This is a genomic window from Antrihabitans auranticaus, from assembly GCF_016481275.1.
Classification (GTDB): Bacteria; Actinomycetota; Actinomycetes; order Mycobacteriales; family Mycobacteriaceae; genus Antrihabitans.
In genome coordinates, this window is sequence record NZ_JAEMNW010000006.1 from 135,612 (window position 1) to 151,547 (window position 15,936).

A 15,936-nucleotide genomic window follows, 5' to 3' on the forward strand; every position below is an offset into this window, starting at 1 on the left:
TCAGTTTCTCCCTACGGGCAATGTGCGAAGGCGGCCACCGCAGCCGGGATCCCGACTGCGGTGGCCGCTTGCGCGCGATCGCGTGTGAACTACTGGCCGGCCGACCCGATGGCCGCCTGCATGTCCGTGATCGCCTGATCCACCGACTTCTCGTTCTTCAATGCCGCGTAGGCGTTGGTGTAGATCGCCGTCGACACCGCTGTGTAGAACGGGGTCACGGGCCGCGGCACCGCGTTCTCGAGGCTCGTCTTCAGAACGGGCAGGTACTTCTGCTCGGCGATCAGAGCCTGGTCGTCGTACAACGAGGTCAGTACCGGAGCCATCGCGGCCTCGGCGAGGATGCGCTGGGCCTCTTCGCCGGTGATGAACTTGATGAAGTCCAGTGCCGTGGCCTTGTTCTTGGAGAACGCGCTGATGCCGACGTTGTGACCGCCGATGGTCGATGTGCCGACGCCTTCGACACCGGGCAGCGGCGCGATTCCGAACTTGTCCTTGACCGCCGACCCGTCAGCGGAGAAGTCCTTGTACACCGACGGCCAAGTGCGCAGGAACATCAGCTTTTCGGACGAGAACGCCTGCTTGCCCTGGTCTTCCTTGAACTGGATCGCTTCGGCGGGGATGTTTCCGCTCGTGAATCCATCGACGAGCGTCTGCAGGCCGGCCCGGGCTTCCGGGCTGTCGACGGTCGGCGTTTCGCCGTCAGGTCCGACGAACGTGCCGCCGTGCGAGTTGATCGCTTCGGCGGTGTTGACCGTCAAGCCTTCGTACGGTGCGTACTGACCGGCGTAGCAGGCGACGTCTGTGTTCTTGACCTTTTCGCACGCGGCCATCATTTCCGACCAGGTGGTCGGCGCCGGGCCGGCGAGGAGGTCGGTGCGGTAGTAGAGCAATCCGCCGCCGGTGTCTTTCGGTGCCGCGTACAGGGTGTTGTTGTACGTGCCGCTCGCGACGGCGGCGGGCAGCAACTTCGACGTGTCGACAGCGAACTGGCCGGTGAGCGGCTGCAGCCAGCTGTGCGCGGCGAAGTCGCTGGTGAGAATGACGTCGAGTGAAAGAACGTCGTAGTCCGAGCGCTCGGCTTTCATGTTCTCGATGAAATCGGTGCTCTGGTCGGTGGCGGATGCGGACTGCTCGACGAGGCTGACCTGCTCGTCGGGGTGGTTTGCGTTCCAGGCGTCGCGGAGGAGCTGCAGGGCGCCGGTCGTGTCGGCACCTTCGACGAAGGTGATCGGGCCGCGGCCGTCGAGGTTTTCGTTGAGGGCATCGCTCGAGGAGGAGCTGTCGCTCGAACAGGCGGATGTCGCGAGGAGGGCGGCGACGGCTAGTGCCACCACTGCCTTCGGAAGGAGAGTTCGTGTTGTAGAGGCCATTGATTCTCCAATTGGTTGGAAGCCAGGATTCGGCGCCGGGCCGCAGGCATATCGCAAGATACTTTGGCACGTAATGAACCGGGATGGTGCGGTAACCGGCGCTCGGGCGACGTGTCGGAGTCGCCGGTTAGGGTCGGGCCCGTGAGCTCAGACAAAATGCTGACTCGGATCGGCGGGTTGCTGCGGCAGGCGGAATCCACCGACAACGAGCACGAAGCAGAGGCATTCCTGGCTGCCGCCCAGCGGCTGGCGACGCAGTCCTCCATCGATCTGGCTGTTGCCAGGTCGCATGCGGCGAACCGCGAGAAGCGAGCGACGCCGATTCAGCGGATCATCCGAATCGGCGAACCCGGCAAGAAGGGGTTGCGGACGTATGTCCAGCTCTTTCTCAGCATCGCGGTGGCCAACGACGTCCGCTGCGATATCGCGCGGTCGTCGGCGCAGGTGCATGCCTACGGGTTCGCCGCGGACATCGATGCCTGTGAAGCGCTGTACGCGAGCCTGGTCGTGCAGATGATCCGAGCGTCCGATGCCTACCTGAAGTCGGGACAATACCGCTCCGAGCTGGTCGAGCGGCTGGTGGTGGAGCAACGCGGCCGGCGACGCATCGAACGGGTCGAAACAGTTCCGATCGCGGGCGTCACGGCCCGGCTCAACTTCCAGATCGCCTACGCGATTCGGATCGGCGAAAGACTCGCCGCCGCGAAGAAGGAGACGGAGGCCGAGGTGGTCGCAGCCGCGGAGTCGTCGAGTACGGCTGTTGCCTTGCGCGACAAAGCGGTCGAGCTCAAGGACTTCTACTCGCAAACTTCGCAAGCGCGCGGTTCGTGGCGCGGCGCGCAAGCAACGGTCGGGCATTCGTCAGCGGCTCGGCGTGCGGGTGACCGCGCGGGCCGGGCAGCACGGTTGGGAACCTCGCCCGAGTTGGGTGGAGTTCGCGGGCAATTGCCATCGTGACCGCAGCGCGAGACAGCCAGCGTTCCAAGGTGTACGACGCCGAGCACCTCGTCAGGCGCGTCTTCGAACGAGCCGACGAATCCGGGACGAGAAATCTCGAACTTCTCGGATCACATCTGACCTTGCCGATCGAGCGGAAATTCGCCTCGGTCGAATCGGTGCAGACCTATGTCGACAGAGTGCTCGCGTTGAACTGGGTGCGCGCGAAATGGCCACGGGCCGCGGTACCGGTTCACGTCCGGGAACGGCAGGGGATGTCAGCGGCACACTACGAAATGCTGACATCGACGATTGCGGTGCCGATCAAGCGCATGGAGGCGGCCTGGGCCCTGCGCGAGCTGGTGGTGCTGCACGAGCTGGCGCATCATCTCGAAGCTGCCGAGTCGGGCAATGCACCGCACGGTCCGGTCTTCGTCTCGCGGTTCCTCGAGTTGGTGACGGAGATAGTCGGCCCTGAGGCGGGTCTGGTGCTGCGCTCGACGATGGCCGACTGCGGTGTCCGTTTCAACTGACCCGTCACTGCCGCTCACGCGCAGGTAACCTCACAGCTCGTGCAGATCGCGTATTTCTTGGTGCCGTTCGCCGGTGGGCTCGCCGCAATGCTCGTGCGGCTGCCGCCGCTCGTCGGTTTCCTCGGCGCGGGGTTCGCCCTCAACGCCATGGGATACGAGTCGACACCGGAGCTGGAGAAGATCGCCGAACTCGGTGTGACGTTGCTGCTCTTCACAATTGGGTTGAAGCTGAACGTGCGGACGCTGTTTCGCAAGGAGGTCTGGGCTGCAGCGAGCGTCCATGTTGTCGCGTCGACGGTCATCAGCATCGGCTTACTCGTCCTTGTGAAGTTCACCGGCATCTTCCTGCTTGCCGAGGCGGGAATGACGACCGTTGTCGTGCTCGCATTCGCGTTGTCGTTCTCCAGCACCGTGTTTGCGGTCAAGGCGCTGGAAGAGCGAAGCGAAACGCGCTCGCTCTTCGGCCGTACCACGATCGGCATCCTGGTCATGCAGGACATCTTCGCCGTGGTCTATATCTCGGCGTCGAGCGGCGACCTGCCGAGTCCGTGGGCGCTTGCGCTGGTACTGCTGATCCCGGCCGCACCTTTGATGCGGGCGTTGTTGCCGCGGATCGGTCACGGCGAGATGCAGATTCTCTACGGCGTCGTGCTTGCGCTCGTGGTCGGCTACGGCCTTTTCGAGCACGTCGGACTGAAGGGCGACCTCGGCGCCCTGATCATCGGCATGCTGCTCGCGACCCATCCTTCGGCCGGAGGTCTTTCGAAATCGTTGTTCGAGATGAAAGAACTGTTTCTCGTCGGGTTCTTCGTGTCGATCGGGCTCGCCGAATTGCCGACGTGGCAGTCGCTGGGTATGGCGGTTGTCCTGTTGATCTTGCTCCCGGTCAAGGGCGCGTTCTTCATGCTGATCCTGACGGGATTCCGGCTTCGCTATCGCACCGCGCTGCTCGCCACCCTGAGCCTGACGAACTTCTCCGAGTTCGGCCTCATCGTCGCGGACAAGGCAGTCGGAAAAGGCTGGCTGACAGATCAGTGGGTCGTCGTCATCTCGATCTCGGTATCGCTGAGTTTCGTGATTGCCGCGCTGCTCAACACATTCAGTCCACAGCTCTACGAACGTGCGATGAAGCGGTTGCCGGCGCAGGACCCGGTCAAGCTACATCCGGCGGACAGGCCGATCGATCTGAACGCCGCCCGCGCTGTCGTCCTCGGTATGGGACGCGTCGGACACGGTGCGTACGACAGGCTTTCGGCCGACTACGGCATCGCGGTGCTCGGCATCGACTCCGACGAGGACAAGGTCACGGGCTTCGCCGGCCAGGGCTACAACGTCATCGAGGCGGACGCGACCGACCCGGATTTCTGGGACAAGCTGCTGCTCACCGACACCGTCGAATTGGTCATGCTCGCCATGCCCGACCACTCCGGAAACATCTTCGCTATCGAGCAGCTCCACCACCGGTCGTTCGGCGGGCGAATCGCAGCCATTGTCAAGTACTCCGAAGAGATGGAGCAACTGCGGGAACGAGGCGTCGACGAGGTCTTCCACATCTACGACGAAGCCGGTGTGGAGTTTGCGGACAAGGCGGCGGAGTCGATCGGTCTGCCGCCCGTCAACGGACCGGACAGCTAGGTCAGTCGCCGACCGTCGGCTGTGGCGAAGAAATGGATGTGGCTCGGGTCGGCGCGCAGGCTCACCCGTGCGCCCTTGGCCGGCGGGTTGCGCCAGTCCGCGCGGGACACGATCTGCACATCGGACGCGAGCGCGACCGCCCGACCGTAGACATACGCGTCGGAACCCAGCTCTTCGACGACGTCGACCTCCATCTCGATCCCCTCGGAACCGAGGTCGAAGTGTTCGGGCCGGATGCCGACCACGACCGTGCCGTCGGCCGAAGCGTCGGCGACCTCTCGTGTGACTGGAATGGACCAGCCGCCGAGCGAGACTGCGCCGTTGTCGATGGGGAGGGTGAACAGGTTCATGCCGGGCGATCCCATGAAGCCGGCCACGAACACGTTGGTCGGCCGCGAGTAGAGCTCGCGGGGTGTTGCACATTGCTGCAGGACACCGTCTTTGAGAACTGCGACGCGATCGCCCATGGTCATCGCCTCGACCTGGTCGTGCGTGACGTACACGGTCGTCGTGCCCAGCCGGCGCTGCAGTTGTGCGATCTGAGTACGCGTCTGGACGCGTAGCTTGGCGTCGAGGTTGCTGAGGGGTTCGTCCATCAGGAAGACCTGCGGCTGCCGCACGATCGCGCGGCCCATGGCGACGCGCTGGCGTTGCCCGCCGGACAGTTCCTTGGGTTTGCGGTCGAGGAACTTCTCGAGGTCGAGCAGCTTCGCCGCCTCGATCACACGGGCCTTCAGATCGGCCTTGTCGACCTTTGCGAGCTTCAGCGCGAAACCCATGTTGTCGGCGACAGTCATGTGCGGGTACAGCGCGTAGTTCTGGAACACCATGGCGATGTCGCGCTCTTTGGGTTCCTTGTGCGTCACATCGTTGTCGCCGATGAGGATCCGGCCACCGTTGACATCCTCCAGGCCGGCGAGCATGCGCAGCGACGTCGATTTCCCGCAACCGGACGGCCCGACCAGGACGAGAAATTCACCGTCCTCGATGTGCAGGTCGAGTTGGTCGACGGCCGGATCGGAAGATCCTGGGTACAGCCGAGTTGCGCTGTCGTAGGTCACTGACGCCATGCGGGAAGCGTAGCCTCGAATGATGGCGCATCCCATTCGTATCGGTGTCCAACTGCAGCCACAGCACGCTCCCGACTACGGGCTGATTCGGGACGCGGTGTTGCGTTGCGAAGACGCCGGTGTCGACATCGTCTTCAACTGGGACCACTTCTATCCGCTCTACGGCGACTCGGACGGTGCCCACTTCGAGTGCTGGACGATGCTCGGTGCATTTGCCGAGCAGACCGAACGCGTCGAGATCGGTGCGCTGGTCACCGGCGGCGGCTATCGGAACCCGGACTTGCTCGCCGACATGGCCCGGACCGTGGACCACATCAGCGGCGGACGCCTGATCCTCGGTATCGGCGGTGGCTGGTTCGAGAAGGACTACGACCAGTACGGCTACGAATTCGGCACGGCCGGGTCGCGTCTGCGGCTGCTGAAGGAAAACATGGCCCGCATTTCCGCGCGCCTGAAAGTGCTCAATCCTGCGCCGACGCGGGAGATCCCGATTCTGATCGGTGGTGGTGGCGAGCGGAAGACGTTGCGCCTGGTCGCCGAGTACGCGCAGGTGTGGCACAGCTTCTCCGATCTGGACGTGCTCGCGCACAAATCCGCCGTCCTCGCCGACCACTGTGCGGAGGTCGGCCGGGATCCGGCGCTCATCCAGCGGTCCGTGTCCTGGCCTGGCGTCGAACAGGCACAGCAGTATGTCGACGCAGGCGTCTCATTGTTCACCGTCGGCACAGGCGGACCGGAATACAAGTTGAAGCGGGTCGTCGAGGCTGTGCAGTGGCGCGACGAGCACCAGCCCGAGGCTGTCGTCGGGCTGGCCTGAGGCGGACTTAGGGTTGGCTCGTTCTTCCGTCGTTCATGTAGCTGTTCCGTAGCCCTCGCCTGAGGCTCCTATGTTCCGCCAATGGCCCTCAAACCCTTGGCATTGTTCGTGAAGCACGACGGTCGGTCCGCAAGGGCGAGCATCACGTGTCGCTACAAGTGCGGTGACGCCTGCTCGCACCCCGTGCCGAACACGTCGAGTGGCGAATATTTCGGAGACATCGTTGCTGCGGCCATGACCCGCCGCGGGATGCTCAAAGGCAGCGCCGTCGCGGTTCTTGCGGTGGGAGCCGGTGGCGTGCTTGCAGCCTGTGACAGCAAGCCTGTCGCCGGACCGTCGGAATGGAAGGTCGACGACGCTCCCGTCGGGACGAGGTTCACACCGATCGATCCGAACACCGAGGACGCCGTCGTGATCCCGGAGGGATATGAGCAGGCCGTCGTAATCCGTTGGGGTGATCCAATTTTCCCGGACGCACCCGCGTTCGATTTCGACGATCAAACGCCACAGGCGCAGGAGCGGCAGTTCGGTTTCAACAACGACTTCGCGGGCCTGCTGCCGATCGACGGCCAGCCGAACACCTACTTGCTCGTCGTGAACCACGAGTACACGACCGACGAGTTCATGTTCAAGAACTACGACGCCGACAATCCGACGTTGACGCAGTTTCAGGTCGGCGTCACCGCGCACGGGCTTTCGGTCGTCCAGGTCAGGGGTGAGACCGGAAGTGGCAGGCTCACACCGGAGTTCGGCCCGTTCAACCGGCGCATCACGGCGAACAGCGAGTTCGTGGTCGCCGGTCCTGCCGCAGGCAGCGACTTCCTGAAGACGACGGCGGACCCGTCAGGAACACGGGTCGTCGGCACGTTCAACAATTGCTCCGGAGGCGTGACACCCTGGGGGACAGTGCTCTCGGGCGAGGAGAACTTCAACAACTACTTCGGCAACTACGACGCGGTCGCGGACGAGACGGCCAAAGCGCGCCTGAAACGCTACGGCTTCAAAGGCGCTGCGAGCGAGCGCAAGTGGGAGAGGTTCGACCGCCGATTCGATCTCGCGCAGGAACCGAACGAGGCAAACCGATTCGGCTATGTCGTCGAAGTGAACCCATGGGACCCGACTTCCACTCCGATCAAGCACACCGCGCTCGGCCGGGTGAAGCACGAAGCGGCGACCATTTACGTCACCGGCGACGGCACGGTCGTCGCGTACACGGGTGACGACGAAAAGTTCGACTACATGTACAAATTCGTGTCGTCGCGGAAGATCCAGCCGGGTCCCGGGCAGGCGAGCATGCTGTACAACCAGACCATTCTCGACGCCGGAACGCTGTACGTAGCAAAGCTTTCCGACGGAACCGGCGAGTGGATTCCGATTCTGCGGACCGGCGACGACGGTCGGGGCGAGTCACTGGTGGCGGGTATGACCGCCGACGAGGTTGCGGTTTTCACGAGGCTCGCCGGTGACAAGGTCGGTGCGACGAAGATGGACCGCCCCGAGGACTTCGAACCGAACCCGAAGACGGGCAAAGTCTACGTCGCCCTCACGAACAACGACGCCCGCGGTGAAGACGGCAAACCGGGTGTCGACGAGGCGAATCCGCGGGTGGCGAACAAGAACGGACAGGTCCTCGAGATCGACGACGACCACGCAGGAACCTCGTTCACGTGGTCGCTGCTGCTGGTGTGCGGTGATCCGGCCGCTGCCGACACGTACTTCGGCGGGTTCGACAAGACCAAGGTCAGCCCGATCTCGTGCCCCGACAACCTTGCGTTCGACGATTACGGGAACCTCTGGATCTCGACCGACGGAAGTGCGTTGAACGCGAACGACGGCCTGTTCTCGGTCGTCCTCGAAGGTCCCAACCGCGGGGAGACGCGGCAGTTCCTGTCCGTTCCGAACGGCGCCGAGACCTGTGGGCCGACGGTGTCGGAAGGCCGGGTGACGGTGTGCGTCCAGCATCCAGGCGAGTTGGACGACGCGAGCGCCGACAATCCCCTGTCGCACTGGCCCGATGGTGGCGACAGCCAGCCGCGACCGTCTGTCGTCTCGGTGTGGAAATCGGGTGGGGGACGGATCGGGCTCTGAACCTGTAGTTTGCTGCAATGCACTCGAACTCGGACGCCCTGTCGCGTCGCCAGTTTCTCGGCAAAGCGGCCGCGGCCAGCAGTGCGGCGGTGTTCGCATCGTGGGCGGGTCCGATCATCGACCGGGCATACGCGATGGACCCCAACGGGTCCGGCTCGCTGAACGATATCGAGCACTTCGTTTTCCTGATGCAGGAAAATCGGTCGTTCGACCACTACTTCGGCACGTTGTCAGGTGTCCGCGGGTTCGACGACCCGTCGCCGCACTGGCGGCAATACGGTTTCCAACCAGGCGTGGGACCTACTCCGACAGGGTTTGTGGAGCCGTTCCGACTGGATACGAACCGCGGGCCGACGCTCGACGGCGAGTGCATCAACGATCCGACACACAGTTGGGGACCGCAGCACGAGGCGTGGAACAACGGCGCGATGGACCAGTGGATCAACGTGCATCTGAAGCACGAGGGCCCGGGAAACGGTCCGGCGACGATGGGCTACTACACCCGCGCCGATATCCCCGTGCACTACGACCTGGCCGATGCGTTCACCGTCCTCGACAACTACTTCTGCTCGGTGATGGGGCCGACCGATCCGAACCGGTTGTACTGGATCAGCGCCCACATCGATCCCGAAGGTCGAAACGGCGGCCCGTTGGTCGAGACCCCGCTGCTGATCCCGAAGAACGTATACACGTGGCGGACGATGCCGGAGAACCTCGAGGACGCCGGTGTCAGCTGGAAGGTGTACGCGAACAAGGACGTCGGTCCATTGTCGAGCGTCGCCTTGGACGGCATGCTCGGCTGCTTCAAGCAGTTCAACGCGCCGGGCACCAGCCTGTACGCGCGGGGGATCGAGCCGACCTTTCCGTTCAACTTCGAAGCGGACGTCCGCGCGGGCACCCTGCCGTCGGTGTCCTGGATTGTGCCGTCGATCTTCACCTGCGAACACCCGTCGCTGCCGCCCGCTGCGGGAGCGATCGGAATTATGCAGGTTCTCGATATTCTGACGGCGAACCCGGCCGTCTGGGAGAAAACCGCCCTCATCATCAGTTACGACGAGAACGGCGGCTTCTTCGATCACGTGAACCCACCCACCGCGCCCCCGGGGACGCCGGGTGAGCATCTGACCGTGCCCCTCGGTCCGGTAGCCGAGGCGGACGGAATTCCGGGTCCGATCGGGCTCGGATTCCGGGTGCCTGGCATTGTCATCTCGCCGTACAGCCGCGGTGGGCTTGTCTGCTCCGACGTCTTCGATCACACTTCGCAGCTCCGGTTGCTGGAGAAGCGGTTCGGAGTCGAGGTGCCCAACTTGACGCCGTGGCGCCGGGCAACCTGTGGTGACATGGCCTCGACGTTCGACTTCGGCAGCGCTCCGAACCCGACCCGTCCGCAGGTGTTTCCCGCGCAGGAGCGGATCGCTGCGGCGCTCGCGCAATGCGGCCCGAACGCAGCGCTCGGAGTACTCAATCTCGGCGCGCCGTACCCGGTTCCGCCGAACTCGATGCCGACCCAGGAGCCCGGTCCGGCCCGGCGTCAGCCGTCGGGTTAGCCCAACCAGTCCAGGACCGATGCGGCGGTCCACGATTGCTGCATGCTGCCGAGTGGTTCGCCGGTGAACGGTTCGTAGTATTCGGCGAAACTGCCGTCGCTGGCTTGGCGCAGGCCCTCGGCCTTGAGCATGAACGACCGCTCCGCCCAGCCCCGGCGGGCGAAGGCCCACGAGAAGAGCCAGCTCATGACCGGCCAGACCGGTCCGCGCCAGTATTCGCGCGGCCGGAAGAACTTCGAGACGGGCGACGTCGACGGCGGCAGCGCATACCGCAGGTCGGGGTGTCCGCAGAACCGTGGTCCCTCGAAGGTGCGCAGCAGCCGCCGTTCGGTTGCGGGGACCAGTCCACCGCAGAGGAGCGGTGCGAACATCGCGAGAGTTTCGGTGGCGATCCATCTATCGGCCCGCACATCGAAATCGCGTGCGGCGCCCGACCTTTCATCGGTTGTCGCCGCGACACCCGCGCGGAATCGTGCGGCCCATTCGCGCAGGTCGCGGACGTCTGCATTCGGCTGACGGTGCTCCTCGCCGATATCGGCGAGCACTTCGCACGCCAAAGCGAATATGGCACTGACGAATACGTCCTCCACGGCGAAGCTGATCGACTCCGCCATGGCCAGATCGTCGTAACCCGAACGCTTCATCTGCTCGACGAGCCACAGGTAACGGTCGTATTCGTTGTTGGAGGGACGCTGCGACGAGTCGGTGACGATCTGGTTGTCCGCACGCTGGTACTCGGGCAGGTCACCGGGAATCACGTTGCTGTAGGCGCGATCCCAGCGCGGCGAGTTGTCCATGCCGGATTCCCAACCGTGGTAGACGGTGATCCGGCCGTGTTCCTGTTGGTCACGCGCGTGGGCGAGCCAGCGGTGCCACCGGACGAGGTCCGGCCAGCGCCGATCGAGGAACTCCTCGGCAACCGCGCGGGTTGTCCGGCCGTGGCGGCGCGAATGGTCGAGAATGCGCTGGACGGCGATCGCGTGGACCGGCGGTTGCGTGATCCCGGACGTATCCGGCCCGACCGGCGCATGGGCGGCTAGCTGCTTACACTCCCAGCGTGCGGGTCCGGGAAAGTATCCGTCGACGCCGTTGGCGAAGACGATGTGCGGAATCATCCCGTTCTTCCACTGCGCGGACAACAGTGTGTCGAGTTCGACGACCGCGCGCTCGACGCTCAGCGGCGCCAAGCCGACGGCGACAAAGGCGGCGTCCCAACTCCACATATGCGGGTAGAGGCGAGGTGCCGCGCTGGTCATCGTGCCCAGGTCGTTGCCGCGCAGCAGATACGCCGCGCGCGCTGCCAGCTGCGTCGGGGTGAATCCACGGTCGGCCATCGCTCTATTGTGCAGGCGGCAAGCCGCAAGTGCGCGGTTAGTGTGGTCCGCATGCCCACTGCACTGATTACCGGAGCCAGCCGGGGCCTCGGCGCCGCAATCGCTCGCGAGCTCGCCCCGACGCACGATGTGTTGCTCGGTGGCCGTACGAACGATTCCGTCGCGGCGATCGCTGCAGAGTTGACCAGCGGCACGGCGTGGCCGTGCGACCTCACCGACCACGCCGCGGTGGCGGCGGCAACCGGATCCGTCACGCACCTGGACGTTTTGGTTCACAACGCCGGGATCGCTTCTCTCGGAACCATTGCCGAATCCTCCGTGCAGCAATGGCGGGACACGTTCGAGGCCAACGTCTTTGCGGTCGCTGAACTGACCCGGCTCCTGCTGCCGGCCTTACGGGCAGCCAAAGGTCATGTGGTGCTGATCAATTCGGGCGCCGGGCTGCGGGCGAATGCCGGATGGGGCTCCTATGCGGCGAGCAAGTTCGCCCTCAGGGCGTTCGGTGACGCACTCCGGCTCGAGGAGCCGGACCTCCGGGTCACGGCGGTGCACCCAGGCCGGATCGATACCGATATGCAGCGCGAGATCGTCGAAGGCGAAGGGCGGGAATACGATCCGGGCGAATTCCTGACGGCGGAGACGGTCGCCCGAGTGGTTCGCAACGCCGTCGAGACGCCCCGCGACGCGCATCCCACTGAGATCGTTTTGCGTCCGGTCCCACGCTGAGTTTCAGCCGCCGAACAGGAGATACAGTCCGCCGAAGGTAAAGCCCACCATCGTCAAAAGCAGCGCCAACTGGCCGGTCAGCCGGTACGCAGGCGGCAACAGCGCGAGCGACCTGTCGTGCGCTGCGATGACGCCGAGGATGTGGCCGGACAGCACGCTGAGCACCTTGAGCGTCACGAGCAGCGTCGGGTGCGTTGACAGGATGTAGTCGACGTCGCGGCCGGCAAGACCTGCGAGGTTCCAGCCTCTGTCGAAAGGGTCGGCGAACAGAACGAGAGTCGCCTGGCCCTTCTCGACGAGGAACGTCAAGTAATGGGCGACGATATAGCCGACCACGATCGGGACGATCGAGTGCGCGAGGCGTCCTGGCAGGAGTGCGCGCTCCGATCGGTTCAGCCCGCCCGTCGCCCGTGCCGCGAGCCAGAAGATCAGTCCGACGCCTGCGACGAAGCCCAGCAGTCCGCCGGTTCGCAACAGTGTCTCCACGACGTCGGATGTGGTGCGCGCCAGCACGTCTGCCCACTGCGGAAACGCTGCGAAGCTGTCGTACGCGGTCGACCCGAGCAACGTCGCGACGAGTGCGACGAGGCCGGGCCGGACCGGAACGCCGGCAAGATTGTTCAGCGGCCACCGCAGCGTCAGGGACCGGTCGGGCAGCCGTGCCAACGGCGACAGGTGACCGACCAGCGAGCTGTACACCTCGAACGGGTCCGCGTTCTCGGCCCAGTCGGTACCGAACAGCAACAGTCCGGAGAGAGTGACGACGAGGTAGCACGCGCACCAGATCCCAACCGTGCGGACGGATCCCGGGTCGGGTGACGCCAATTCCATCCACACGAACGCAAATAGCCCCGCAACCCCGGGCCAATAGCCCCACGCGGGCCGATACCGCAGGACAGCGGCATCGACCTGCCGATCGAGCACGCGGCACAGCAACCGGTGGATCGCGCGGACCGGCGATATCACTTTCCAGACGGGTCCGAGCACGACCGACGCGAGCATCACGCCTACCCAGACGAACACGTACAGCACACCGGGGAGCGGATTGCGGCTTGCGGTCGACGAACCGAACATCGCAAGCGCGACAACAACTCCCGTGAACAGCACACTCACCGTTCCGATCGTGACCCGCAACGCGGGCGAATCGAGGACGGCGCCAATCTGTTTCGGCACGGGGAGCCCGGGTGCGGCAGCCGAAAGCCGCGGCTTGCGCCACGCCAGCGCGAGTACCGCGAACGAGAACGTCAGTGCCCAGGCGGCACCGATGAGTGCGTACGAGAACGGAATCGGCAGGTCGGTCGAGCCGCCGAGGCCGTGTGCAAGCGTCACTGCCGCACGAGCAGCGTGGTCACCGTCCGGTCTGCTTCGTGCAGTTCGACGGCGACTTGGCCGGGGACCATCACGGTGAATCGGAACTCTTGGCCGGTAACGGGTTCGACGGTGAACTCTTGATCGGGGTTCGAGTGCACATGCAGCTCGTCAGCGACGTCACTGTCGACGCGCAGCACGATCGGCTGCCCGACAACCGCGTCCGTGCGAGCGTTTAGCGGGCTGACGTTGCCGTCGGCAATCTTGATGTCGATCACGACGGCTTCGGATTCGGCAGGGCCGGCTGCCGCTGTCGAGGACCCCACCGTCGTCGGGGCGGCCGCCGATGTCCGGTCGACGGTGTCAGCGGATTCTGCACAGCCGGTGGTGAATCCGCACAGTGCGATCGCAGCGGCAACAGACGCAAGTCGGAGGTTCGCCATTCAAGCATCCTTGTCTTCGGTATCGGGTGCGCCGTCGGTGTGCTCGCGTTCGCGAGCTTCTGCACGGCGGTCTCGCACGGCAATGTAGACGACGATGCCGACCACGAGGATTGCCGGTGCGAAGGCCGGGATTGCGAGTACGACGGAATGGTCGGCGAGTATGAACGTGTCCGGTGCTGGGCTCACTGCAGGCTGGGTTCCCGGACGTCACGGTCGGTGGTGCTCGGCTGCTGGTAGCTCCGGTTGATGCGGCCGGCACCCCACGAGAGGGCGCCGATGAGAGCCAGGCTGCAGAGCAACACGATGAGGCACGCCGCGCCGAACAACCATGCCGGATGGTCGAAGGACCGCTCCCGTTGCAGGACACTGATTTCCTCGACGAACGGACGCGTGAACGTCGCCGGTGCCGCCACTTCGGCTGCACCGATGCCCCTGTCGAGCGGCATGAAGATCGGCAGCGCCGTCAAGGTGCGGCCCGACTGGACGCGTAGGACCGTCTTCCACGTGCCGTACACGGGGACCGGTTCGGTGGATACGTAATGACCTTCGCCGACGCGCTCGAGGTGGTCGATCACCAGGCCGTCGCCGACCTCGTCGATGCCGCCCTGCCACGACAGAATGGACACCCATTCGGGATCGTCACCGACGAGGTCTGCAGGCTCGAGCCGGACGTCCGCGGTGACCATCCGTCCGCTGTCGGTTGCCTGCACGTCGGTGAGTGCGACTGTTGCGGAGGCATTTTCGGGTACGTCGATCATCAGGCCGTTCGCAGTCGCTGCCGCTGCAACGATGACGCCCGCCGCGACGATCGCCCGGCGGACCGGAGGTGCCGGCAGCGGCTTGTTCTCGAGAACCAACGCGAGGAGGGCGCCGATGGCGCCGCCGAATATGCCGACCGGCACAGCCATCGCCAGGCCTTCTACCCACATACCCGCGGGCCATTCGTTGACGAACATTCGGTCGATCCACATCGAGTCGAGCCACATCCCGACGGTCGCGACAGCGAATCCGGCGGTTGCACCCCACACGACGGGTTTGCGGATCAGCGGGAGCAACGCGAGCAGTTCGACGACGATTGCCGGGCCGAGGTAGAGCGCGAAAGTGTTGTGCGGAGCGCCGAGTCCCGCCTCCACCAGCACTGCGACGATGCCACGGACAACGATCGCGAAGACGGCTGCGTAGAGGGCGGCGAACGGTCCGAGCGCCAGTCGGGCTGCGATGAGCGCGATCGCTGCCGCAAAGGTCAGCAGCAGCGGTTGCAGGACGAGCCGGAACTGTTCGACACCGAAGTCGTATTCGATCTGGAACACCGACAGTCCGATCAACAGACCGCCGAATGCGGACGCCCGCACCAGCCACATGAAGCGACCGTCCTCGCGCGTGGGATCGGGCCGGTTCTGGCGTCCTTCGAACTCCAGCAGCAGCACGCCAATCAGAGACAGACCGGCACCGCCGATCAGCATCAAATGCGTTGGGCCCCAAAGGGTGACGTCTTGTCCGAACATGCGATGCCAGATGTCGTCGAGCGGGAAACCGATGAGCGCGTAGAGTCCGGCTCCGGCAATCAATACCCCGCCGACCGGTGCGTGCCACGTCCGGGTGATCCGAATCGACGCGCGGCCAGGCTTCTCGTCGAGCGGCAGAATCACGGCGAGCATTCCCGCGATGAAGAGAAAGAACAGGCCGACCAGGATGAAGTAGTGCGCGGGGTTGGCAAGCGGCCCGGAATCCCGGCCATTTCCTATATGCAGGCTGACATCCCAGATGAAGCCCAGGAATGCAGTCAAAATCGTGGTCAGGAACAGTGCCAGCGGAAGTGCCGCCCAGCCCGGCCGATTGGAGATCCTGCCCGCGAAGTCCGCGAGGCGGCCGAGCCAGGTGATCCGCCGGGTGCGGTGCAGATACGCGATCCACAGCAGGCCGGCTGCGACGACGCCCGACGCGGCGGTCATGATGAAGACTTGATCCAGGGCGGCACCCCCGCCTTCGGTTCCGTTCTGCGCCAAGACTGTCGACATGGTGTCGCCTCTCAATTCGCTGACAACGACGGCAACGCATTTCGCAAAGTGTGTTTCGGGGGAACGGATGTTGTCAACAGCTTCGATGAGTCGTCGTTCACTTGGAACGTT

At 64.7% G+C, this 15,936-nt stretch carries 14 protein-coding genes; 7 read left to right on the top strand and 7 right to left on the bottom strand.

All coding sequences use genetic code 11. The annotated features are described in order from the left end of the window. Window positions 1-89: 89 nt before the first annotated feature. Entirely contained in the window at window positions 90-1,370 is a 1,281-nt protein-coding gene (locus JGU72_RS23515) for an ABC transporter substrate-binding protein (RefSeq protein WP_199686524.1), read from the bottom strand. A 141-nt stretch (window positions 1,371-1,511) separates the two neighbouring features. On the opposite strand from JGU72_RS23515, the gene JGU72_RS23520 reads away from it, so the two are divergent. From JGU72_RS23520 to JGU72_RS23530, 3 genes are read left to right on the top strand one after another with little or no spacing between them, the layout of a single operon-like run. Then, a complete protein-coding gene (locus JGU72_RS23520) occupies window positions 1,512-2,327 on the top strand; it encodes a DUF2786 domain-containing protein (RefSeq protein ID WP_199686525.1) in 816 nt (271 codons plus the stop codon). Continuing rightward, entirely contained in the window at window positions 2,324-2,839 is a 516-nt protein-coding gene (locus tag JGU72_RS23525; protein WP_199686526.1) for a TIGR04338 family metallohydrolase, read from the top strand. Before JGU72_RS23520 ends, JGU72_RS23525 begins: the two co-directional genes overlap by 4 nt. Window positions 2,840-2,878: 39 nt before the next feature. Continuing rightward, entirely contained in the window at window positions 2,879-4,474 is a 1,596-nt protein-coding gene (locus JGU72_RS23530) for a cation:proton antiporter family protein (protein ID WP_199686527.1), read from the top strand. Here JGU72_RS23530 and JGU72_RS23535 read toward each other — a convergent pair. Next, window positions 4,471-5,544, bottom strand: a complete 1,074-nt coding sequence (locus JGU72_RS23535; RefSeq protein ID WP_199686528.1) for an ABC transporter ATP-binding protein — start codon at window positions 5,542-5,544, stop codon at window positions 4,471-4,473. The two genes, JGU72_RS23530 and JGU72_RS23535, sit on opposite strands and share 4 nt — an antisense overlap. A 22-nt stretch (window positions 5,545-5,566) precedes the next feature. Here JGU72_RS23535 and JGU72_RS23540 point away from each other — a divergent pair, with 22 nt between their 5' ends. From JGU72_RS23540 to JGU72_RS23550, 3 genes are all read left to right on the top strand, one after another. Next, a complete protein-coding gene (locus JGU72_RS23540; RefSeq protein ID WP_199686529.1) occupies window positions 5,567-6,361 on the top strand; it encodes an LLM class F420-dependent oxidoreductase in 795 nt (264 codons plus the stop codon). Window positions 6,362-6,442: 81 nt separating this feature from the next. Next, window positions 6,443-8,449: a PhoX family protein gene (locus JGU72_RS23545; RefSeq protein WP_199686530.1), complete on the top strand. Its 2,007-nt coding sequence runs from the start codon at window positions 6,443-6,445 to the stop codon at window positions 8,447-8,449. A 17-nt stretch (window positions 8,450-8,466) separates the two neighbouring features. Further along, window positions 8,467-9,996 (top strand): phospholipase C, encoded by a 1,530-nt coding sequence (locus tag JGU72_RS23550; RefSeq protein ID WP_199686531.1) that lies wholly within the window; start codon window positions 8,467-8,469, stop codon window positions 9,994-9,996. On the opposite strand, the gene ggh is transcribed toward JGU72_RS23550, so the two are convergent. Then, on the bottom strand, window positions 9,993-11,330 hold the full coding sequence (gene ggh / locus JGU72_RS23555) for a glucosylglycerate hydrolase (RefSeq protein WP_199686532.1): 1,338 nt from the start codon (window positions 11,328-11,330) through the stop codon (window positions 9,993-9,995). The genes JGU72_RS23550 and ggh overlap by 4 nt on opposite strands. A gap of 51 nt (window positions 11,331-11,381) precedes the next feature. Between ggh and JGU72_RS23560 the strand changes: the two genes are divergently transcribed. Further along, the gene (locus JGU72_RS23560) at window positions 11,382-12,056 is read left to right on the top strand and encodes an SDR family oxidoreductase (RefSeq protein ID WP_199686533.1); all 675 of its coding nucleotides are present in this window, start codon (window positions 11,382-11,384) and stop codon (window positions 12,054-12,056) included. A 3-nt stretch (window positions 12,057-12,059) separates the two neighbouring features. Here the strand turns inward: JGU72_RS23560 and JGU72_RS23565 are convergent, their stop codons facing one another. Genes JGU72_RS23565 through JGU72_RS23580 form a run of 4 tightly spaced genes read right to left on the bottom strand, consistent with a single transcriptional unit; the run spans window position 12,060 to window position 15,825 of the window. After that, window positions 12,060-13,385 (bottom strand): hypothetical protein, encoded by a 1,326-nt coding sequence (locus JGU72_RS23565; RefSeq protein ID WP_199686534.1) that lies wholly within the window; start codon window positions 13,383-13,385, stop codon window positions 12,060-12,062. Further along, entirely contained in the window at window positions 13,382-13,807 is a 426-nt protein-coding gene (locus JGU72_RS23570; protein ID WP_199686535.1) for a hypothetical protein, read from the bottom strand. Before JGU72_RS23570 ends, JGU72_RS23565 begins: the two co-directional genes overlap by 4 nt. Beyond that, entirely contained in the window at window positions 13,808-13,993 is a 186-nt protein-coding gene (locus JGU72_RS23575; RefSeq protein ID WP_199686536.1) for a hypothetical protein, read from the bottom strand. Continuing rightward, the gene (locus tag JGU72_RS23580; protein ID WP_199686537.1) at window positions 13,990-15,825 is read right to left on the bottom strand and encodes a hypothetical protein; all 1,836 of its coding nucleotides are present in this window, start codon (window positions 15,823-15,825) and stop codon (window positions 13,990-13,992) included. Before JGU72_RS23580 ends, JGU72_RS23575 begins: the two co-directional genes overlap by 4 nt. Between the last annotated feature and the right edge of the window lie 111 nt (window positions 15,826-15,936).